Annotated in this window: 20 protein-coding genes and 1 pseudogene; 11 read left to right on the top strand and 10 right to left on the bottom strand. The window is 71.9% G+C overall.

From position 1 onward, the window contains the following. The 7 genes and pseudogenes from FNH09_RS32520 to FNH09_RS32490 all read right to left on the bottom strand — a co-directional run. A pseudogene (locus FNH09_RS32520) lies at positions 1-476 on the bottom strand (extensin); the annotation flags it as partial. Beyond that, the gene (locus tag FNH09_RS32515) at positions 476-1,138 is read right to left on the bottom strand and encodes a sigma-70 family RNA polymerase sigma factor (RefSeq protein ID WP_162469419.1); all 663 of its coding nucleotides are present in this window, start codon (positions 1,136-1,138) and stop codon (positions 476-478) included. The pseudogene FNH09_RS32520 and the gene FNH09_RS32515, both read right to left, overlap by 1 nt. A gap of 444 nt (positions 1,139-1,582) precedes the next feature. Beyond that, on the bottom strand, positions 1,583-1,813 hold the full coding sequence (locus FNH09_RS32510; RefSeq protein WP_152893483.1) for a hypothetical protein: 231 nt from the start codon (positions 1,811-1,813) through the stop codon (positions 1,583-1,585). A 290-nt stretch (positions 1,814-2,103) separates the two neighbouring features. After that, positions 2,104-2,736, bottom strand: coding sequence for an RNA polymerase sigma factor (locus FNH09_RS32505; protein WP_152893482.1), 633 nt, complete (start codon positions 2,734-2,736; stop codon positions 2,104-2,106). A gap of 181 nt (positions 2,737-2,917) precedes the next feature. Then, complete coding sequence (locus tag FNH09_RS32500) at positions 2,918-3,340, bottom strand: hypothetical protein (protein WP_162469418.1); 423 nt, start codon at positions 3,338-3,340, stop codon at positions 2,918-2,920. Positions 3,341-3,447: 107 nt separating this feature from the next. Next, complete coding sequence (locus FNH09_RS32495) at positions 3,448-4,047, bottom strand: hypothetical protein (protein ID WP_152893481.1); 600 nt, start codon at positions 4,045-4,047, stop codon at positions 3,448-3,450. Between the two features lie 272 nt (positions 4,048-4,319). After that, positions 4,320-5,984, bottom strand: a complete 1,665-nt coding sequence (locus tag FNH09_RS32490; RefSeq protein WP_420802797.1) for a beta-N-acetylhexosaminidase — start codon at positions 5,982-5,984, stop codon at positions 4,320-4,322. A 156-nt stretch (positions 5,985-6,140) separates the two neighbouring features. Between FNH09_RS32490 and FNH09_RS32485 the strand changes: the two genes are divergently transcribed. From FNH09_RS32485 to FNH09_RS32465, 5 genes are all read left to right on the top strand, one after another. Continuing rightward, positions 6,141-6,743, top strand: coding sequence for a 2-oxo-4-hydroxy-4-carboxy-5-ureidoimidazoline decarboxylase (locus FNH09_RS32485; protein WP_162469417.1), 603 nt, complete (start codon positions 6,141-6,143; stop codon positions 6,741-6,743). A gap of 201 nt (positions 6,744-6,944) precedes the next feature. Beyond that, positions 6,945-7,325, top strand: coding sequence for a succinate dehydrogenase, cytochrome b556 subunit (gene sdhC / locus FNH09_RS32480; RefSeq protein WP_133043130.1), 381 nt, complete (start codon positions 6,945-6,947; stop codon positions 7,323-7,325). Positions 7,326-7,330: 5 nt separating this feature from the next. Then, positions 7,331-7,813 (top strand): succinate dehydrogenase hydrophobic membrane anchor subunit, encoded by a 483-nt coding sequence (locus FNH09_RS32475; protein ID WP_152893480.1) that lies wholly within the window; start codon positions 7,331-7,333, stop codon positions 7,811-7,813. A 22-nt stretch (positions 7,814-7,835) separates the two neighbouring features. Continuing rightward, positions 7,836-9,590 carry a succinate dehydrogenase flavoprotein subunit gene (sdhA, locus tag FNH09_RS32470; RefSeq protein ID WP_152893479.1) on the top strand — a complete coding sequence of 585 codons (1,755 nt, stop codon included), beginning with the start codon at positions 7,836-7,838 and terminating at the stop codon, positions 9,588-9,590. Next, complete coding sequence (locus FNH09_RS32465) at positions 9,590-10,351, top strand: succinate dehydrogenase iron-sulfur subunit (protein ID WP_152893478.1); 762 nt, start codon at positions 9,590-9,592, stop codon at positions 10,349-10,351. The genes sdhA and FNH09_RS32465 overlap by 1 nt, the downstream gene beginning before the upstream one ends. A gap of 64 nt (positions 10,352-10,415) precedes the next feature. Here the strand turns inward: FNH09_RS32465 and FNH09_RS32460 are convergent, their stop codons facing one another. After that, positions 10,416-12,884, bottom strand: a complete 2,469-nt coding sequence (locus FNH09_RS32460; RefSeq protein WP_420802796.1) for a DUF4132 domain-containing protein — start codon at positions 12,882-12,884, stop codon at positions 10,416-10,418. Next, positions 12,881-13,273: a hypothetical protein gene (locus FNH09_RS32455; RefSeq protein ID WP_152893476.1), complete on the bottom strand. Its 393-nt coding sequence runs from the start codon at positions 13,271-13,273 to the stop codon at positions 12,881-12,883. The genes FNH09_RS32460 and FNH09_RS32455 overlap by 4 nt, the downstream gene beginning before the upstream one ends. 136 nt (positions 13,274-13,409) lie before the next feature. On the opposite strand from FNH09_RS32455, the gene FNH09_RS32450 reads away from it, so the two are divergent. The 4 genes from FNH09_RS32450 to FNH09_RS32435 all read left to right on the top strand — a co-directional run bounded on the left by FNH09_RS32450 (position 13,410) and on the right by FNH09_RS32435 (position 15,623). Next, positions 13,410-13,826, top strand: a complete 417-nt coding sequence (locus tag FNH09_RS32450) for a VOC family protein (RefSeq protein ID WP_152893475.1) — start codon at positions 13,410-13,412, stop codon at positions 13,824-13,826. Positions 13,827-13,960: 134 nt separating this feature from the next. After that, positions 13,961-14,368 (top strand): hypothetical protein, encoded by a 408-nt coding sequence (locus FNH09_RS32445; protein WP_152893474.1) that lies wholly within the window; start codon positions 13,961-13,963, stop codon positions 14,366-14,368. Continuing rightward, on the top strand, positions 14,365-14,871 hold the full coding sequence (locus FNH09_RS32440) for a DCC1-like thiol-disulfide oxidoreductase family protein (RefSeq protein WP_162469416.1): 507 nt from the start codon (positions 14,365-14,367) through the stop codon (positions 14,869-14,871). The genes FNH09_RS32445 and FNH09_RS32440 overlap by 4 nt, the downstream gene beginning before the upstream one ends. A gap of 11 nt (positions 14,872-14,882) precedes the next feature. Then, positions 14,883-15,623, top strand: coding sequence for a TetR family transcriptional regulator (locus FNH09_RS32435; RefSeq protein ID WP_162469415.1), 741 nt, complete (start codon positions 14,883-14,885; stop codon positions 15,621-15,623). A 27-nt stretch (positions 15,624-15,650) separates the two neighbouring features. On the opposite strand, the gene FNH09_RS32430 is transcribed toward FNH09_RS32435, so the two are convergent. Then, positions 15,651-18,089 (bottom strand): MMPL family transporter, encoded by a 2,439-nt coding sequence (locus tag FNH09_RS32430; protein WP_152893484.1) that lies wholly within the window; start codon positions 18,087-18,089, stop codon positions 15,651-15,653. A gap of 175 nt (positions 18,090-18,264) precedes the next feature. Between FNH09_RS32430 and FNH09_RS32425 the strand changes: the two genes are divergently transcribed. Next, positions 18,265-18,957, top strand: coding sequence for a response regulator transcription factor (locus tag FNH09_RS32425; RefSeq protein ID WP_152893472.1), 693 nt, complete (start codon positions 18,265-18,267; stop codon positions 18,955-18,957). Continuing rightward, positions 18,954-20,438 (top strand): sensor histidine kinase (locus FNH09_RS32420; RefSeq protein WP_152893471.1); only part of this gene is annotated, 1,485 nt, incomplete at its 3' end. The genes FNH09_RS32425 and FNH09_RS32420, both read left to right, overlap by 4 nt.

Raw genomic sequence — 20,438 nt, 5'->3', positions numbered from 1 at the left:
GGGCTCGCGGCGGCCGAGACGGAGGCCGCCGGGCCGGGTTCGACACCGCCGAACGGTGCGGGCAGGACTCCGGTTCCGGCCGCCACGGCGACGCCGCCGACCATGCCGGCGGCCAGCGCGGCGGACAGGCCGAGGCGAACCGGGCGGCCCCAGCGGAACCGGCCGGCGGCCGGAGCCGGGCGGCCGAGACGGACGAGTCCGGCGTCCGCGGAGCCGGAGGCGGCGGTGCGGGCGCGGCGGCCGACGGCCGGCCGCTCGGCGCCGCGCGCGGCCCGGAAGGCGGCCATCGCGGCGGCCTCTCCGGGAAGTTCGGTGCTGTCCGGCGCGGCTGGCGCCGTGGACAGGGCGCCGAGTGTCTCGGCGAGCCGCCCGGCCCGGTCCCGGACCGTGGCGTCGACGGCGGGGGCCAACGGCTCCCCGCGCAGCAAGCGCTCCGCCGCTTCGCGGTCCAGCCACCTGTACTGCTCGTCGGCCATCACATGTCCTTCTGCGTCCGCGCGCGTGGATGCGTCACACCGGCGGACGTCACCGCGCGGGCGCGCGGTTCTCGCTGGGACGGCAGGGCGTCGAGCCCGCCGACCGATTCCGGATCGGAGCCGAGGAGTTCGGCGAGTCGCTTCAGACCGCGGTGCGCGGCCGTGCGGACGGCCCCCGGCCGCTTGCCCAGCGTCTCGGCGGCGCTCTTGGCGTCCAGGCCCACGACGACCCGCAGGACGACCGCCTCGGCCTGGTCCTGCGGCAGCCTGGCGATGAGGGAAAAGGCGCGCCCGGTGGCCAGGGCTTCCATGGCCTCGCCCGCGGTGTCGGACGCGGCGGCCTTCCCGGCGAGTTCGGTCTCGTCGCCGCCTATCGCGGGGCGGCGTCCGCGCATCCGTATGTGGTCCAGGGCCCGGTTGCGCGCTATGCGGGCGGCCCAGCCGCGGAAGCGGTCCGCGTCGCCGGTGAACCGCTCCAGGTCGCGGGCGATCTGGAGCCACGCCTCGGAGGTGACGTCCTCGGCGTCGAGGTCACCCACCAGTGTCCGTACGTATCCGAGCAGCCGAGGGTGCACCGTGCGGTACACAGTCCGGAACGCGGTCTCGTCCCCGTCCTGCGCCGCAAGCACCGCGGCCGTCAGCTCCGCGTCGTCCCCCAGCACCGCGCCCCTTTTGCGCCTCGGCCGACACCGCTCTCGCGGGCCGGGTTCTCGCCGTCGTGGTTGCTCGATCAATGGCCGTCGATGGTTACGGTCACAGGCCCCGTGATGGTCAGGCAGTCCGCCGCTGTCAGCGGTACGGCGCGAAAGGCACGTTACGGCGTGAAACCGCTGCTCGTCCACGTCGGTAGAACATGCAACTAACTCGTGACTCTGCGGGTGTGACAGAAAACGCACTCTTGGCGCTGTAGGAAATACGGGCCGCCGCGCGGCCCGTGCCGCGCGACGGCCGGGGCCTCTCCTGTGGGGGGTGGCGGCCCCGGCCGTTGCCTCGGCGGCAGCTCCGACACCCACGAGCCGTCCCGCGCACGGAAAGCGATTGCCCTCAGCAGCCGCTGCTCAGGGCCGTGTTCGCCCAGGACCGTGACCCCGCGGGGCGGTTACCGCTCAGCGCACCGGCCGGGGCCGCCAGTCGTCCCGGCGCCGGGTCCGCCTCGGCGCCGCCGTCAGGTCGCGTACGGCGAGGAAGGCGGCGACGGCACGCTTCTCGGACTCGGCGTCGGTCTCCTCCTCGCGCAGGGCCGCGGCGAGCAGTTCCGTCAGGCGGGCGGCCCGGCCGGACCGGACGTCGTCCCCCGGGGCGCCGCCCGTGCCTGCGCCCGTCCCCACATGGCTCATTCCGTCCCCTGTCCGGTCGCTCCACCACCACGCCCCACGGGCCCGCCACACGCCACGCCTCGCGGATCCATCGCCGCGCCGCAGCGCACCGCCTCGTACCGCAGCGTGAATCCGTCCCCGCGCCATCCCGCACCACCGCGCGAATCCGTCCCCGCGCACCGCCCCGCACCACCGCGCGCCCTCGTCGCCGCGCCCGCGCCGCCCGTACCGTCTCACGCCGCCGTCGGCGCGCTCCGTGCCATCCGCCCCTCGCTCGGCCGGGATTCCGCGGGGCGGGCCGCAGGGTGCCTTCATGTCGACTCCCCCAGCGTCCGGGACCCGTCATCCGTCACACCCGCCGACTCCGGGCCGTCCACGCCCAGTTCACGGGCGATCCGGCGCAGGCCCCGGTGCGCGGCGGTACGGACCGCGCCGGGGCGCTTGCCGAGGATCCGGGCGGCGGCCGGACCGTCGAGGCCCACCACGACCCGCAGCAGCACCGCCTCGGCCTGGTCGGGCGGCAGGGCGCGGACGAGGGCGAGGGCGCGCTCGGTGGAGAGGGACTCCAGGGCCTGATCGTGGGTGTCGTAGGGGCCCGGCAGGTCCAGCAGGTCCGGTTCGATGGCCGCCGCCACGGGCCGTACCCGGCGCCGCCGCAGATGGTCGAGCGCCCGGTGCCGGGCGATGGTCGCGGTCCAGCCGCGGAACCCCGCCCCGTCCCCCGCGAACCTCCCGAGGTCACGGGCGATCTCCAGCCATGCGTCGGCGGCCACGTCCTCGGCGTCGTCACCGACCAGTCCGCGCAGATACCCGAGCAGCCCCGGCTGCACGATCCGGTACGCCACCGCGAACGCGCTCTCGTCACCCTGCTGGGCCAGCGCGACCGCCGCGCCCAGCTCCCCGTCGTACGCCTGCGCGCGCCGGGGTTCGCCTCCCTGGCCCAAGACAGTCCTCGTCCATGCCGAGTCCATGGCCGCGGTCCACGGCCGCCCCGTCTGCCGGAGCCGCCGCGTGGAGTGGCTCCACGGGCATCTGCGTCTGTCCCGGCGGAAGTGTCACAGCGCGTCGGACGGCGGCCCGGGCGCCGGGTCGGCCCACGCCCACGCTCCCGTACCGCTCACCCGCTCACCCGCGCGCCGCCGTCGCGTCCTGGCACAGCAGCCGCAGCGAACCCTGGCCCGTGAAACACCGGCGGGCCTCGTCGATCGGGTCCCACAGCCGGCCGTCCGGGGTGCTGATCCAGTACGCGCCGCCCGTCGCGCACCACTCCGCGCCGGTCTGCCGGACGATCACCTCGCCCGCGTACGCGCCGAAGCCCCGCAACACCCCTTCCACGGCGGCGTACGGAGTGCCCTCGCGTCGGATCTCCTCGATCGTCCGGTCGACCCGCCACAGGCTCGGCGCCCCGTAGTCGAGGCGCAGCCGCGCGCCCTCGCGCATGGCGCTCACCACGTCCGCCGCCCACCGCACCGGCCGGTTCGCGGCATGGGGCCGGCTCCCCCGCGGTGCGGTGTCCGTCGTCGACCGGCTCGTCAGATAGCTCGTCACATCGAGAAGAGCGAGGTCAGCGGGCTTTTCGTCACCGCTTTCCGGGGCGATTGCGCAACCGACGCAGGACCGCCCCACCTTCCTCGCACAACGCACACAGGATGCGCTCAGGAACGGGCCCTGGCCCCCTGCGCGCCGCGGGCGCGCCGTGACACCACCGCGCGCAGCACCCGCCGGCCCTCCGTGGACACGTCCAGCGCCGGGCGCAGTCCGCCCGCGCCGTGTTCGGCGAGCAGTTCCAGGACGCTGATCTGGCGGCGCAGTTCGGCGGCGACGAGCGGCGGCACGCTCACCAGACAACCCTCGGCGGGCGCCTCGCCCGCGCGGATGCGGTCGAGGGCGTCGTCCGGGGAGGCGTCCTCGACCGGGTCGAGGATCCGGTGAATCTGCAGCGAGGCCACCGAGCAGGCGTCCGCCCACTGCCGCACCTCGGCGGTGGTCCGCCCGGCCGGGGCGGCGGTCAGCATCCGGTGGGCGAGGAGAGCGGCCTCGTTCCCCTCGGACTCCTCCGGCGTCGTGAGCTTGCCGCGCACCTGTTCCAGCGATTCGCTCCAGTCGCCGCCGGAGCCTTCCGTCAGGCTGCCCCACAGCGGCCGCAGAACCTCGTCGTCACCGCCCAGCAGCGGCACACACCGATCCAAACAAGCCAGCCCGCTCGCGGTCAGCCCACGGTCGTCCGCCTGACCGATGAGGTCCACCAGGCTCATTCACGTCTCCCTTGTCGAGGCACCATTCCTTACGGAGCCCGCATATCCCCTTACTGCGTGCGACCGCCCCGGTGTGTCACAGGGGCCGGCCCGCCGATCCGGTCGAGCAGCGAAAAGCAGAGGGTTTTCAGCCAAAGGGACCACAGGAGCCACAGGAACACAAGGGGTCACTTGAAGATCACTGAGAATCACTGGCCCGGCAGATGCCGCGGAAACCACCGGCCTCCGCGGCGGCGCGCACCACCCGCAGTCCACGCATCAGGGCTCCCGACTCACCCCAGCCGGGTCGCCAGCGCGGTGAACTGCGGCCAGGTCAGGGTCGGCGTGCCCGGGTCCCACAGTTTCTGGACGGTCGCCCGCAGCGGCATCCGGATGCCGGCCGCGACCTGGTCCTGGGTCTGGGAGTTCGCGAGGTCGCACCAGACCGCGAAGGAGCCGCCGAGGATCTGGTCGTCGTACTTCGCCGAAACGGCCGCCGTCTTGCGCAGGACGCGCGGGTTCCACTGCTCGTAGATCCGCTTTCCCGTCGGGTAGACGAAGGTGTTCGGCTCGCCGAGCACGTAGTAGAGGAACTCGTCGTTGTAGTTGAGCACCTTGCGGCCCGCGCTCAGGTACTCCTCCGGCGGCCGGGCGCCGATCTCCTTGCCGGTCCAGTAGGCGACCTGGAGGTCCTTGGCGGGCTGCACGGACGTGTGGCGGAAGAAGCCGTCGTTCCAGACCCGCATCGTGCGGCCGTGGGCGCGGACGGTGTCGGCGCGGTCGCCGAGCCAGCCGGTGGTGAGGTCGGCGACGGTGCCGGAGGAGCCGTACGCCGCCCTGGCCTCGGTGGCGAGCTGCGGGTAGGCGGCCTCCGGGTCCGCCGCGGTCAGCGCCTGGTACTCGTCGCCGCCGAGGTGCCACTGGCCGCCGGGGAACAGGCCGGCGTACTCGCCGAGCAGATCGTCGACGAGGCCGGCGGAGTCGCCCTTCGCGATGTCGATCGCGCCGCGGGTGGCCACGCCCTGCGCGTTGCGCAGTTGGAGGTCGGGGTGGGCGGCGATGGCGGCGCCCAGGTGGCCGGGCGAGTCGATCTCCGGCACGACCGTGATGTGCCGGCTCTGCGCGAGCGCGACGATCCGCCCGACCTCCGCCTTCGTCAGATGCTGCGCGGACACGATCTCCGGATGGGTCGCCGACTCGATCCGGAAGCCCTGGTCGTCGGAGAAGTGCAGCCCGAGCTCGTTGTACTTCAGGTCGCCCAGCTCGCGCACCCGGTCCTCGATCCAGGCCGCGGTGAAGTGCTTGCGCGCCATGTCCAGCATGAACCCGCGCCGCGGCTTGGCTGGTTCGTCGTGCACGACGCCCTCCGGGGCCGTACCGCCGCCGTGCACCTCCTGTTTGAGGGTGCGGGTGCCGTAGAAGACGCCCGCGTCGGCGGGCCCGCTGATGGTCACGCGGCCGCCGCGCACGGTCATGGCGTACGACTCCGGGTCCGCGCCCTCGTCGTCGTTCAGCGCCAGCCGTACGTCCCCGTCGCGCACGTCGTCCTTCTCGCCGCCGTACGTCAGCCCCAGCTCACCGGCGATCAGCCGTCCCTCGTCGGCCAGCTCGGCGTCGCTGACCACCACTCGGTAGCCGGACCGCGGCCGCCAGCCGGGGCCGCGCGCCGGGGTGTGGTCGCGCACCGCGGGGATGGTCCGCGGGGCCTGGGAGAGGGGGTAGATCCGGGTGGGCGACGGGCTGGAACTCGCGGCCTGCCCGGCCGAGGAGGCGGCCCCGGAGTCCCGGTTCGCGGAGTCGCCGTCGTCACCGAAGGCCCAGAGTCCGAGCCCGGTGCCGAACGCGGCGACCGCGGCCCCGACCAGCAGCGCCCGCCGGCCCGTCCTTTTCTGTGGCGCCGCCCGGCGCCTGCGCTGACCCGCGCCTTTCTGCGGCGCCCGGCGCCTGTGCTGACTCACCCCGCCAACCTACGGCCACGCGCGCGTCGAGGCTGTCCACCACACGTTCCGAAACTCTCCCGTCCGGGTGAAAACCGGGCATCCCTCGGACATGAACCCGACCACTCTCGATACGGTGTCGTCACATCTCTCTCAGCATCCCCTGCCGACACACACGTGACGCGAGGACCCACGCTGCCTGCGCACCGCATTCCTCATCGCACCGGCCGACTGGCCATACCCACCGTCCCGGAGCAGACCCGCACCCCGCCGCCCGAGCACCTGCTGGCGGGGTTCAACAGCGCGCCCGCCGACGACGCCCACCGTCTGCTCCTGGACTGCCTGCACAGCCCGCGCTGGGCCGGGCGCGTCGCCGACCACCGCCCCTATCCCGACCTGGAGTCGCTGCTGGCCGCCTGCGACGAGGCGGCGTACGACCTGACCCCGGGGGATCTCGCGGAGGCGCTGGCGAGCGAGGCCCTGCCGACGCTGCCGTACGGAACGTACTCCGCAGCCCATACTGCACTGAGCGCGGCCCACGCGGCCTACGAGGCGCGCTTCGGACATGTGTTCGTCATCTGTCTGGACGAGGTGGCCCCGAACGAAACCCCCGACCGTGTACTCGAAGGCATCCGATCACGATTGACAAACGATCCGGAGGAAGAACGGGTGGTCACGGCGGAGGAACTACGGAATCTGGCCAAGGGGAGGCTGGCCACCCACCTCCGGGGCGCAAGGAGCCCCGCACTCGGCACAAACGGCGCCGTATCCGGCGAATAGGACATGATTCCCCGTCATGGCGCGCCCGCCAATAGCCCGTACGTGCCCCTTTGCGTGCCAGTTTGATCACAGCGGCAGGCCCCGTGTAAGCGCCACGCGCACACGTCGCTACGATGCTGGGGGCCGGTGGACCGTACCCGGCCGGGCCCGACCGACACCGAAGCCGGCAGGCCCTAGTCCCCGCTCCCGGAGGGTTCTTCCGTGCCGGCTGGAACGCTGTACCGCGGCCGGGAAGGAATGTGGTCCTGGGTGGCTCATCGAGTCACCGGCGTCCTCATCTTCTTCTTCCTGTTCGTTCACGTGCTGGACACCGCTCTCGTTCGCGTGTCCCCCGAGGACTACGACAAGGTCGTAGCCACGTACAAGACCCCGATCGTCGGGCTGCTGGAGTATGGCCTCGTCGCCGCCATCCTCTTCCACGCGCTCAACGGCCTGCGCGTCATCGCCGTCGACTTCTGGTCGAAGGGCCCGCGCTACCAGAAGCAGATGCTCTGGTCCGTCGTCGGCATCTGGGTCGTGCTGATGATCGGGGCGATCTACCCCGTCCTCGGCCACGCCGCTCGTGAACTGTTCGGGAGCTGACGTCGATGTCCACTGCTGAAACCACCGCTTCCGGAATCGGCCCCGTCGAGGGTGCTCCCCTCTTCGACGTCGACAACCCGGCGCCCCTCATCGAGGCCCCGCGCGCCCGCACCAAGAAGACCCCGAAGTCCACGCGGGGCAACTTCGAGATGTACGGCTGGCTGTTCATGCGCCTGTCCGGCATCGTGCTGGTCGTCCTGGTCCTGGGCCACCTGCTCATCCAGCTCGTGCTGGACGGCGGCGTCTCCAAGATCGGCTTCGCCTTCGTGGCCGGCCGCTGGGCCTCGCCGTTCTGGCAGGTCTGGGACCTGCTGATGCTGTGGCTCGCCATGCTCCACGGCGCCAACGGCCTGCGCACGGTCATCAACGACTACGCGGAGCGCGCGAACACCCGGCTGTGGCTCAAGGGCCTGCTCTACACCGCCACGGTGTTCACCATCCTGCTGGGCACGCTGGTGATCTTCACCTTCGACCCGAACATCCGCTAGGCACGGGGCTGAGGCAACCACCATGAAGATCCACAAGTACGACACCGTCATCGTCGGGGCCGGCGGCGCCGGCATGCGCGCCGCCATCGAGTCGACGAAGCGCAGCCGCACCGCCGTGCTGACCAAGCTCTACCCCACCCGCTCCCACACGGGCGCCGCGCAGGGCGGCATGGCCGCCGCGCTCGCCAACGTGGAGGAGGACAACTGGGAGTGGCACACCTTCGACACGGTCAAGGGCGGTGACTACCTGGTCGACCAGGACGCCGCCGAGATCCTGGCGAAGGAGGCCATCGACTCCGTCCTCGACCTGGAGAAGATGGGCCTGCCGTTCAACCGGACCCCGGACGGCACCATCGACCAGCGCCGCTTCGGCGGTCACAGCCGCAACCACGGCGAGGCCCCGGTCCGCCGGTCCTGCTACGCGGCCGACCGCACCGGCCACATGATCCTCCAGACGCTGTACCAGAACTGCGTGAAGGAGGGCGTGGAGTTCTTCAACGAGTTCTACGTCCTCGACCAGCTCATCACCGAGGTCGACGGGGTCAAGCGCTCCGCGGGCGTCGTCGCCTACGAGCTCGCGACCGGCGAGATCCACATCTTCCAGGCGAAGGCCGTGATCTACGCGTCCGGCGGCACCGGCAAGTTCTTCAAGGTGACCTCCAACGCGCACACCCTGACCGGTGACGGCCAGGCGGCCGTCTACCGCCGTGGTCTGCCGCTGGAGGACATGGAGTTCTTCCAGTTCCACCCGACCGGCATCTGGCGCATGGGCATCCTGCTGACGGAGGGCGCCCGCGGTGAGGGCGGCATCCTGCGCAACAAGGACGGCGAGCGCTTCATGGAGAAGTACGCGCCGGTCATGAAGGACCTCGCGTCCCGTGACGTCGTCTCGCGCTCCATCTACACGGAGATCCGGGAGGGCCGCGGCTGCGGTCCCGAGGGGGACCACGTCTACCTCGACCTCACCCACCTCCCGCCGGAGCAGCTCGACGCCAAGCTGCCCGACATCACCGAGTTCGCGCGCACCTACCTCGGCATCGAGCCCTACACGGACCCGATCCCGATCCAGCCCACCGCGCACTACGCCATGGGCGGCATCCCGACCAACGTCGAGGGTGAGGTCCTGTCGGACAACACGACGGTCGTCCCGGGCCTGTACGCGGCCGGCGAGGTCGCCTGCGTCTCGGTGCACGGCGCGAACCGCCTCGGCACGAACTCCCTGCTGGACATCAACGTGTTCGGCCGCCGGGCGGGCATCGCGGCGGCGGAGTACAGCCAGAAGGCGGACTTCGTCGAGCTCCCGGAGAACCCGGAGTCCCAGGTCGTCGCGCAGATCGAGCGTCTGCGCACCTCCACGGGCACCGAGCGGGTGGCGACGCTGCGCCGCGAGCTCCAGGAGACCATGGACGCGAACGTCATGGTGTTCCGCACCGAGCAGACGATCAAGACGGCGGTCGAGAAGATCGCCGAGCTGCGCGAGCGCTACCGGAACGTGTCGATCCAGGACAAGGGCAAGCGGTTCAACACCGACCTGCTGGAGGCCGTCGAGCTGGGCAACCTGCTCGACCTGGCCGAGGTCATGGCCGTCTCCGCACTGGCCCGCAAGGAGTCCCGCGGCGGTCACTACCGCGAGGACTACCCGAACCGCGACGACGTCAACTTCATGCGCCACACCATGGCGTACCGCGAGGTGGGCGACGACGGCTCCGAGTCGATCCGTCTCGACTACAAGCCGGTCGTCCAGACCCGCTACCAGCCGATGGAGCGTAAGTACTGATGGCAACCCCCGTTCTGGACAAGGTCGAGGCGGAGTCCGCCGCCTCCCCCTACATCACGGTCACCTTCCGGATCCGCCGCTTCAACCCGGAGATCTCGGACGAGTCGACCTGGGAAGACTTCCAGCTGGAGATCGACCCCAAGGAGCGGGTCCTCGACGGCCTCCACAAGATCAAGTGGGACGTCGACGGCACCCTCACCTTCCGTCGCTCCTGCGCCCACGGCATCTGTGGCTCGGATGCCATGCGGATCAACGGCAAGAACCGTCTGGCCTGCAAGACGCTGATCAAGGACCTCAACCCCGAGAAGCCGATCACGGTCGAGCCCATCAAGGGCCTGACGGTCCTCAAGGACCTGGTCGTCGACATGGAGCCGTTCTTCCAGGCGTACCGCGACGTCATGCCCTTCCTCATCACGAAGGACACGAACGAGCCGACCCGCGAGCGTCTTCAGACGGCCGAGGACCGCGAGCGCTTCGACGACACCACGAAGTGCATCCTGTGCGCGGCCTGCACCTCGTCGTGCCCGGTCTTCTGGAACGACGGCCAGTACTTCGGTCCGGCGGCCATCGTCAACGCCCACCGCTTCATCTTCGACTCGCGTGACGAGGCCGGCGAGCAGCGGCTGGAGATCCTCAACGACCGCGACGGCGTGTGGCGCTGCCGTACGACCTTCAACTGCACGGACGCCTGCCCGCGCGGTATCGAGGTCACCAAGGCGATCCAGGAAGTGAAGCGGGCGCTGATCACCCGGCGCTTCTGATCTTCTCGTTCGAACCCCGGGGCCCTGTTTCCGCCACTGCGGAGACGGGGCCCCGGGGCGTTTTTCACAGCTGGCTGAGGATCGTGGGATCGGTGATCGCCAGGTCGTCCGCCAGCAGCATCGCCTTGCTGAGGATCACCGCCAGCATCCGGTCGCCCTCGAACGGCAGGTAGCCGGCCTGGGGTTCGCCCGCGCCGGACTTCGCGACGATGCACAGATACCGGTCGTCCGGGCTCATCAGGATGTTCCCGGAGCCCAGGTGGATCCGGTACGTGTGGCGCTCGCCCTTCACGTGCAGGAAGCGCCCCTCCAGGGTGCAGCGGTCGGCTATCGCCAGGCGGGGGATCAGCCGTTCGAGGAGCACACGGCGGGTCTGCGCGGTCTCGGTCAGGTCGCCGAAGCCGTACGACGTCCAGTACTCCTGGAAGCGGCCGCCGGGGCCGCCGTCCTGCCAGGTCGGGTCGTTGCCGACGCTCGCGACCCCCACGAACAGATCGACGTCGCGCAGGACTTCGGACAGCACGAGGGGCGGGATCTCGGTGAGCGGCAGGGGCTCGACCGGGTCGTCGTCGGGGCCCAGCCACATGCGGTACTCGCCGCCGTGGCAGTGCGCCCAGTTCTCGGGGGCGTCGATCGGATAGAAGCGCACCTGGTCGGTGCGCAGCCGCAGATAGCTGCCGGACTCGGTGGTGTCGTCGCCGTACTGGCCGTCGCCCTCGATCCAGTACTCGGCGCGCAGGCCCCACTGGGGCAGCTCCCGGGTGGCCGGGGGCGCCTCGTCGTCGACGCAGAGGCGGAGCTTGTTGCGCCAGCCCCTGATCGCGGCCAGGGAGTGGAACTGGTGCTGGCGCACGAAGTGGGCGGCGAAGCGGTTGGAGTAGGTGCCCGTCGCGCGCTCGGCGTCGGTGAGCAGGTACACCTCGCGGTGGGCCTGCTTGAACGGCTGGGTGATCTCGTGCCGCTCCAGCCAGTCCCGCCAGGCGACGACCTCGGCGGGCTCCCGGCCGACCGGGTGCCACAGGGCGACCTCCGCGCCGCCCGTGACCGGATCGTCGGTGAGGGTGCGCAGCTCGCCGTCCGCGAAGCCGACCGGGGTGCCGTCGACGGTCCACAGCAGCCGGCGGGCCAGGGTGCCGACGAGCGGGTGGTCGAGGTAGCGCTCGCGCCAGGTGCCGTACGCCCAGGTGCGCCGGGCGAGGAGCTGCCGGTCCAGGCGCTCGGCCTGCGCGGACAGCATCTTGTCGATGTCCTTGACGGCCGCCTTGAGTTCCTTCAGCTCCTCGGCGTGGTCGCGCCGGACGGCGGCGGGCACGCTCTTGACGGCCTTGCCGGTGGCGTTGCGCCAGCCCAGTACGGCGCGGGTGCCCTGGACCTCGACGAGGGCGGTGGTCTCGCCGAGGACGCGCCGGGTGTGCCCGACCTCGTCGAGCCCGTAGGCCGGGACGGCGAGTTCCTCGATCTCCTCGCGGCTGAGCCCGAGGGCGGTGGCCCGCGCCTCCAGGGCGCCGTCGACGAGCTTCGCCGTGGCCTTGTACGTCACCCGGGTGGCCAGCCGGGCCAGTTCGGCGAGGGCGGGCTCGCTGTCGACGCGGGACAGCGCGATCACCCCGGCGTTGGCGACCTTCGGGTTGCGCGGGCCGACTCCGGCGACCTTCTTCAGGGAGGTCTCGACGAGCGCGCCGAGGGCCCGGGCGGTGTCCGGATGGGGCGGCAGGAGGGAGACCAGCCAGGCGAGGCCGCGCAGGGCGTCGGCGTTGTACGGGTCGTAGGCGTCGTTCAGGTTCGCGCCGTAGGTCGGGGCGTCCAGCGGGAAGGTCCGGGGGCGGCCGACGAGCGCGACCCAGGACAGCGCGGCGACGCGGACGCGTTCGGCGCCGAGGGCCTCGATCAGGTCCCGCGCCTGCTTGTCCCACTTGGCGGAGGGCTTGGAGGCGGTGGCGGTCGGGAGATGGGCCAGCAGTGCCTGCCAGTCGGGGCCCGGGGCATCCTTCATGGCCTGCTCGGCCCATGCCTCGCCGACGTTGAGGACGGGGGGCTCCGGGAGTCTCTTCACCAGGTTCCCCAGGCCCGTGACGCGATAGGCGTCCATGGCGGTGCGGCGGACCACCGCGACGACGGCCGGGGACGGCCGGCGTCCGGCCGCCAGCTCGGCCTCCACCAGCTCGTCCAGCCGCGTCTCGTACCAGAAGGTGTGCTTCCTGCCGAGTTCTTCGAGCTGCCTCAGCCGCTCGGCGGCGAGCCGGTCGCCGGGCAGGTCCCGGGACACGACGGCGAGCAGGGTCAGCGCGTTGCCCCGGGCGACCGATCCCTCGCCGACCGAGTGGTGGCGCTCCACCAGCGCGTCGGCCAGCCGGGTCCGCTGCTCGGCGGAGAGCGCGCGCAGCAGGTCGAGGATCTCGGTCCAGCCGCCGCCCCAGTAACCGTCGTTGGCCACGGCGGCCTTGAGGGCGTCGTCGGCGAGCCTGCCCATGTTGTCCTCGTCCGCCTGCCGGCGGATCCGCTGCACCCAGTTCCCGGTGCCTCTCATCGTCATCCCCCCACCAGTGCGACGAGCTTGAGGAAGGTGACCTCGGTGCCCAGGACCAGGTCGATCTCCTCGTCGAGGTCCGTCACCTGACGGTCCCCCACGAGCACCAGGAAGCCGTTGCCCGCGAAGGCCTTGAGCGCCAGCGCGGTCTGCGCCTCCGGGTCTATCCGGCGGGGGGTGCGCAGCGCGTACCCGTTCAGCACCCGCTCGGTGTCCTCGGGCTGCACGAGCCCCTGGAACACCCCCGGCATCCGCGCGTTGTACTCGGCGACCTCCTGGAAGACCCGCCGCCGGATCAGCTCGCGCAACGCGAGCCGCTCCTCGGCGATCTCGATCCCCCAGCCCGCGCCGCGGTCACCACTGGTCGTCTCGTCGACGAACGTCACCATTCCCATGCCGAGGACAGTACGAGCCGCCACTGACAACCGGCCGCCGGGTCCCTCACCCGCGCTTCACCTCAACGGGTGATCACATGTTCGGCCCGCGGTCAGCCCTGCCCTGCCGTCGCCGGGCCACCCCTAACCTGACGAGATGTCAGACGACGTGTCATACGAACTCCTCGGACTCGACAACGTGCTGCTGCCCGTCGGGGATCTCGGCGAGGCCGTGCGCTTCTACGAACGCGCCGGGCTCCCGGCGGCGTTCCGGCTCGACGACGCCGGGATCGCGCTGCTGAAGGTGGGCAAGGAGACCCCGGGCGTACTGCTGCGGCTGGACGAGGCACTGGACCACCGGCCGCCGCCGTGGGCGTCGCCCCGGCTGTGGCTGGAGGTGCCGGACGCCCGGTCGGCCGCCCGCGCGCTGGCCGCCGCCGGCATCACCACTCTGGAGGAGCCCTTCTCCACCGCCACCGGCTGGACCGTCGAGTTCGCGGACCCCTGGGGCAACGTCATCGGCCTGACGGACTACGCCAAACGCCCCGAACTGGCCCGCAGGGCGCCGCGATAGGCCTTCGACCGACCCGCCCGGAGCCTCACTTGAACATGTTCAAAAAGAGGTCTACATTCAATCTCGACAGCGTTTTGAACGCGTTCAAGAAGGCGCGTTCGAGTAAGCGTGTTCGAGAAGGGGCGGGGACGGACATGGATCTCACAGTCGTGGCGTACGTCATCTACCTGGTGGTCAGCATCGGGCTGACGATCTGGGTGGCGCGCACGCTCAGCCGCAACGGGCGGGTCTTCCTGGCGGACGTGCTGCACGGGAACGAGAAGCTCGCGGACGCCGTCAACCACCTGCTGGTGGTCGGCTTCTACCTGGTCAACCTCGGCTTCGTCGCGCTGTACCTGAGCGGCGACGACACCATCGGCGACACCCGCGGGGTCTTCGAGGCCCTGTCGACCAAGCTGGGTGTGGTGCTGCTGGTGCTCGGCGTGATGCACCTGGGCAACGTGTACGTGCTCAGCCGGATCCGGCGCCGCGGGGTGCTGGAGCGGGAGCAGGTACCGCCGGTCGCCCCGCAGGGCTGGGTCGCCCCCACCACCGGGGCGTGAGCGGCGTGACGGCCACCGTCGCGGACCGGGACGCACCGCGCGTCCCGGTCCGCCGGCTCACCGTGCTGTACGACGCGCAGTGCTCGCTGTGCACCTTCGTGCGCGACTGGCTCGTGCGCCAGCGCCAGCTGGTGCCGCTGGAGTTCGTCCCGGCCGCCTCGGCCGAGGCCCGGCATCGCTTTCCCGGCCTCGACCACGACGCCACGCTGGACGACGTGACGGTCGTCGGAGACGGCGGCCAGGTCTACCGAGGCGCGGCCGCCTGGGTCGTGACCCTGTGGGCGCTGCGCGAACACCGACCGCTCGCCCACCGGCTGAGCACGCCCGCCGGGGCGAAGCTGGCCAAGGGCGCCGTCCTCGCCGCCGCCAGGTGGCGCGGCAGCCAGTGGGGCGGCCGGGCCTACCCGCGCACCGACGGCTGGTCCTACGACCCCGCCCACGGGTGGGCGTACGACGGTCCCGGCTCCCCGGGCTGCGACGACGGCACCTGTCGCACTCGTTAGGCTCTCCTACCGTGCCTGCGAACAACGAGAACCCCGGCGACGGCGACACGCCCAGCAAGTCCGAGCAGACCCGCGCGCTGATCCTGGAGACGGCGATGCGGCTGTTCCAGGAGCGTGGGTACGACAAGACGACCATGCGGGCCATCGCCCAGGAGGCCGGGGTCTCCGTCGGCAACGCGTACTACTACTTCTCCGGCAAGGAGCACCTGATCCAGGGCTTCTACGACCGCCTCGCCGCCGAGCACCGGGAGGCGGTCCGGGAGATCCTGGACCGGGAGACGAGTCTGGAGGCGCGGCTCGCCGGGGTGCTGCGGACCTGGCTGGACGTCGCCACGCCGTACCACGAGTTCGCGGTGCAGTTCTTCAAGAACGCCGCCGACCCCGACAGCCCGCTCAGCCCCTTCTCCCCGGAGTCGGAGCACGCGCGCGTGGAGGCCATCGGCGTCCACCGGGAGGTGCTCGCGGGGGCGCGGACCAAGGTGGCCCCCGAACTGCGGGACGTGCTGCCGGAGCTGATGTGGCTCTCCCAGATGGGACTCGTCCTGTACTGGATCTTCGATCGGACGGAGGGGCGCGAGCGCAGCTACCGGCTCGCCGAGCGCGGCGCCCGCCTCACCGGACGCGGCGTCGCGCTGGCCCGCTTCCGGGTGCTGCGGCCGCTGGTGCTGGAGGTCCACGAGCTGTTCACGGACTTCCTGCCGGGAATGACGAAGGCGCTCCCCGATCCAGCGGCGCGCAAGCCCGCCCCCTGACGCCCGCGGGCCGGAGGGCGCCGGACGTCAGTTCACCGTGTCCATCTCGCCCTCGGTGAGCTCCACGTCGTGCACCAGCGGCCCGTCCGCGACCGCCACCCGCCGGGCCCGCGAGCCGTACGCGGAGGCCGCCGTCGCCAGCAGATAGCTGCCCGGGGACGGGACGGAGAGGATGTACGAGCCGTCGGCCAGCGAGGACACCCGGTCCAGGGTCCGGCCGCCCTGGGACAGCAGGGTCACCTCCGCGCCCTCGACCGGGTCGCCGTCGACGGTGCGGACGAAGCCGTGGACCACCGTGGCGGGGCCCTCTCCCCCGGCGTCCGGCCGGGCCGGTCCGGCCGGGGCCGCCGGCTCCTCCGCCGGCTCCACCGCGAGATGCGGCAGCCGCTTGTCCAGCCAGGCCGGCAGCCACCAGTTGGAGCCGCCCAGCAGGTGCATCACGGCCGGCACCAGCGCCGTACGCAGGACGAACGCGTCCAGCGCCACCGCGGCCGCCAGGCCGACGCCCGCCACCGCCGCGCCCGCGTCGCCGCTCAGGACGAACGCCAGGAACACGCAGACCATGATCAGGGCCGCGCTGTTGATGACCCGGCTGGTCTCCGCCAGGCCCACCCGGACCGCGCGGGCGTTGTCGCGGGTGTGCACCCACTCCTCGTGCATCCGGCTGACCAGGAACACCTGGTAGTCCATGGACAGGCCGAAGAGCAGGGAGAGCATGATGACCGGCAGGAAGGCGTTGATCGGCCCCTCCTTGCCGAGGCCGAGCAGGTCCAGGCCCCAGCCCCACTGGAAGATCGCGACCAGCACGCCGAAGGAGGCCGCCGCGGCGATCAGGTTCATCACCGCGGCCGTCAGCGGCACCATCAGGGAGCGGAAGGCGACCAGGAGCAGCAGGAAGCTCAGGCCGATGATGGTGACGACGAAGAGCGGCAGCCGGTCACCGGTGACGGACGCGAAGTCCTTGGAGACCGCGGTGACCCCGCCGACGTGCGCGCTCGCCCCCGAGCGCGGAATGACGTCGTCGCGCAGGGTGTCGATGAGGTCGTCGGTCTCCTTGGACTGGGGTGAGGTGGTGGGCACGACCTGGATGACGGTGACGCCCTGCGCGGGCGGCAGCGCGGCCACCCGGGCCACCCCGTCGGTCGCCCGGATCCCCTTGACGAGCGCGGTCGTGTCGCCGTCGGACGTGACCACCTGGAGCGGGCCGTTGAAGCCGGGCCCGAAGCCCTCGGCGAGCAGGTCGTAGGCCTGCCTGGTGGTCGTCGTGGTGTCGTCGTTGCCCTGGTCGGTGGCGCCCAGCCGCAACGACAGCACGGGTACGGCGAGTACGGCCATCACGGCCACGGCGACCACCGCGACCAGGCGCGGACGCCGCTGCACACCCGCCGACCAGCGGGCCGCGATCCCGCTCGCCCGCTCCGGCTCGGGGCCCTCGGCGGCCAGCCTGCGCCGCTGCCTGCGGCTGAGGACGCGCGGGCCGAGCAGACCGAGCAGGGCGGGCAGCAGGGTGGTGGCCGCGAACACGCTCAGCACCACGGTGAGGGAGGTGCCGATGACCACGCCGTCCAGGAAGCGCAGGTTCGTCACCAGCATCCCGGCCAGCGCGATGCACACCGTGCCGCCCGCGAACAGCACCGCCCGGCCCGAGGTGTTCAGGGCCGTGACCGCCGCCTCCTCCGGGTCGGCGCCCCGCAGCAGGCCGCGCCGGTGCCGGGTGACGATGAACAGGGCGTAGTCGATGCCGACGCCGAGGCCGATCAGCGAGGAGAGCAGCGGAGCCAGGTCGGGGATGGCGGTGACGTGGCTGAGCAGCTGGGTCGTGAACAGGCCCGTGCCGACGCCGAAGATCGCCACGCCGATCGGCAGGGACATCGCGGCGAGCGAGCCGAAGGCGAGGAACAGCACGACCGCAGCGGCCGCGAGGCCGACCATCTCGGCCAGGCCCGTGGGCGGTTCCTGCGCGCGCTGGATGGCCTGGCCGCCGAGCTCGACCTGGAGTCCCCCGGCGTGGGTCCCGACGCTCCGCGCGGTGTCGACGACGTCCTGGACGAGCTCCTTCGGGACGGCGTTGGCCCGCTCGGTGAAGGTGATCTGGGCGTAGGCGATACGTCCGTCGCCGCTGATCTGCGCCGCGCCGCGCGGGGTGTAGGGGTCGACGACCTCCCCGACGCCGTCCATCTTCGCGATCTTCGCCAGCGCGGGCTCGATCCGCTCCCGTACGTCCTGGTCCCGGACCGTGCCTCGGTGGCTGTCGTCGACCTTCCACACCACCGTGTCGGTGTCGCCCGCGCGCTCGGGGAAGGCCTTCTCCATCAGGTCGTAGGCCTTCGTGGAATCCGTGTTCGGCAGGGCGAAGACGTTCGCGTAGTCCGTGCCCGCCGTCGAGGCCGAGAAGCCCAGACCGAACAGCGCCCCCACCCACAGCAACAGGACCACGAGCCGGTGCCGATAGCACCACCGTGCCAATGCCGCCACGTTCACATCTCCTTGTTCGATGACCGGCCGGTCGACCGGTCCCCCCGGGCCAGGGCAACAGCATCGGCGGCGGCGGGCGCGCGGGGACACGGCCCACGCACGACTCTCAAGGAACTCCAAAGCGGCAACCGGCCCGGCGCCGGGCGTCCGCACGGATACTGGGGGCATGTCGACCGCTCCCGGCACCGTGCTGGTCGTGGAGGACGAGCCGAGCATCGCGGACGTCCTCACCATCGCGCTGCGCTACCACCGCTTCGAGGTGATGACCGCGGGCACGGTCCGCGAGGCGCTCGCCCTCGCCGAGCGCACCCGGCCCGACGTCGCGCTGCTCGACGTCATGCTGCCGGACGGCGACGGCCGCGCCCTGGGCCGTGAACTGCGCGCCCTGCAACCTCGGTTGGCGCTGGTGTTCCTGACCGCGCGGGACTCCCCGGCCGAGATCGTCGGCGCGCTCGGCTTCGGCGACGACTACATCACCAAGCCGTTCAACATCGACGAGGTGATCGCCCGGATCACCGCGGTGCTGCGCCGCACCCGGCCCGCCGACGTCCTGCCGCAGCGGCCCCCGCTGCGCCACGGCGACCTGGAACTGGACGAGACGACGTACTCGGTGCACCGCGCCGGCCGCACGGTCGAGCTCACCCCCACCGAGTACGCGCTGCTGCGCTTCCTGGTCCGCAACGGCGGACGGATCGTGCCCAAGGAGCAACTCCTGCGGCACGTCTGGCAGTACGAGCACACCCCGCCGGAATCGACGGTCGTCGAGACCTACATCAGCTATCTGCGCCGCAAGCTGCACATCCCGGGAGAAGCGCCGGTGATCACCACTCGGCGGGGTGTCGGATACGGGCTGGCATGAGAGTCCCGGCACTCCCGCCGCGCCCCGCGCCCCCGCGGCTCCGGCGCGCCCTGGGCACCCACTCGCTGCGCGTCAAGCTGACCCTGGCCAACGTGGCGCTGCTCGCCCTGGGCATCATCGCCGCCACCGCCGTCAGCATCATGGGCATGCAGCACTACCTGCTCGGCCAGATCGACTCCCAGCTGACCAAGACCCGTGACTCGCTGTCCGGTTCGCATCTGACGCTGCGGCAGATCGACTCGTTCGCCGCGCTGGGCCTCATCCGCGAGCACATCACCACCGAGCGGACCGAGGACCGTCCGGCACCCGACACCGTCTTCGTCGCCGTGGACGGCGAGACGGGCACGGCCGTCTCGATCCTCGGGGTCGCCCCGACCGACACCCAGCGCGGACTGGCCCGCGCGGTCGGCGACCCGCGCGGACTCGTCGCCGACGCCGAACCCCGGGACGTGACGGTGGACGGCACCCCGTACCGGGCCACCGCGATCCGGCTGTCCGACGGCACGGACATCCTGCTGGCCATCTCGACGGACGTCCTGCACAAGGGCATCGCCAAGGCGCTCAAGCTGGACCTCGCCGTCGGCACGCTGCTGCTGGCGCTGCTCGCCTGCCTCACCCTGTTCAGCGTGCGCCGCCGGATGCTGCCGCTGGAGGACATGGTGGAGACCTCGTCGGCGATAGCCGAGGGGGACCTGACCCGGCGGATACCGTCCCGGCACCATCCGACGCACGAGGTCGAACAGCTGCGGCTGGCCCTCAACGCCATGCTCCACCAGGTGGAGTCGGCCTATCGCACGCGCGAACGCACGGCGGCCCAGCTGCGCCGTTTCGTCGCCGACGCCTCGCACGAGCTGCGCACCCCGCTGTCCGCGATCCGCGGCTACCTCCAGCTGTACGACCGGGGGATGCTGCGCGAGCCCGCCGAACGCAAGCGGGCCTGGGACCGGATGATGGCGGAGGCCGACCGCATGGGGCATCTGGTGGACGAGCTGCTGCTGCTCGCCCGGCTCGACCAGCAGCCCGAACTGCGGCTGCGCAACGTGGACGTCAGCGCGCTGGTGCGGGACGCGGCCGAGGACCTGCGGGCGCAGCAGCCCGGACGGCCCGTCTCGGTCGGCGCCGACGGCGCGCTGCTGGTGCGCGCCGACGAATCGGGGCTGCGCCAGGTGCTCGGCAACCTGGTGGCCAACGTCCGTACCCACACACCACCGGACGTGCCGGTGCGGCTCGGGGTGGAACGCTCGGACGGTGTCGTACGGCTGTGCGTGGCGGACGAGGGTCCCGGGCTGGCGACGGAGGACGCCTCGCGCGTGTTCGACCGGTTCTTCCGGGCCGGCGGCGGTGCGGGCAGCGGTCTGGGCCTGGCGATCGTGCAGGGCGTCGTACGGGCGCACGGAGGCGATGTCGCGGTGCGCACGGCGCCCGGCGCGGGCCTCGCGGTGACGGTGACGCTGCCCGCGGCCCGTGGCACGGCCGTGCGG

This window comes from Streptomyces adustus (genome assembly GCF_009377175.1).
GTDB classification, from domain to species: Bacteria; Actinomycetota; Actinomycetes; order Streptomycetales; family Streptomycetaceae; genus Streptomyces; species Streptomyces adustus.
This window is presented reverse-complemented; position numbering and strand designations above follow the sequence as displayed.

What these genes read in the sequence shown, in the direction of transcription:
- FNH09_RS32510 (WP_152893483.1), bottom strand. Translation starts at nt 1,813, where the DNA reads ATGAGCCATGTGGGGACGGGCGCAGGCACGGGCGGCGCCCCGGGGGAC.
- FNH09_RS32495 (WP_152893481.1), bottom strand. Translation starts at nt 4,047, where the DNA reads ATGAGCCTGGTGGACCTCATCGGTCAGGCGGACGACCGTGGGCTGACC.
- FNH09_RS32475 (WP_152893480.1), top strand. Translation starts at nt 7,331, where the DNA reads ATGTCCACTGCTGAAACCACCGCTTCCGGAATCGGCCCCGTCGAGGGT.
- sdhA (WP_152893479.1), top strand. Translation starts at nt 7,836, where the DNA reads ATGAAGATCCACAAGTACGACACCGTCATCGTCGGGGCCGGCGGCGCC.
- FNH09_RS32465 (WP_152893478.1), top strand. Translation starts at nt 9,590, where the DNA reads ATGGCAACCCCCGTTCTGGACAAGGTCGAGGCGGAGTCCGCCGCCTCC.
- FNH09_RS32460 (WP_420802796.1), bottom strand. Translation starts at nt 12,884, where the DNA reads ATGACGATGAGAGGCACCGGGAACTGGGTGCAGCGGATCCGCCGGCAG.
- FNH09_RS32455 (WP_152893476.1), bottom strand. Translation starts at nt 13,273, where the DNA reads ATGGGAATGGTGACGTTCGTCGACGAGACGACCAGTGGTGACCGCGGC.
- FNH09_RS32450 (WP_152893475.1), top strand. Translation starts at nt 13,410, where the DNA reads ATGTCAGACGACGTGTCATACGAACTCCTCGGACTCGACAACGTGCTG.
- FNH09_RS32445 (WP_152893474.1), top strand. Translation starts at nt 13,961, where the DNA reads ATGGATCTCACAGTCGTGGCGTACGTCATCTACCTGGTGGTCAGCATC.
- FNH09_RS32425 (WP_152893472.1), top strand. Translation starts at nt 18,265, where the DNA reads ATGTCGACCGCTCCCGGCACCGTGCTGGTCGTGGAGGACGAGCCGAGC.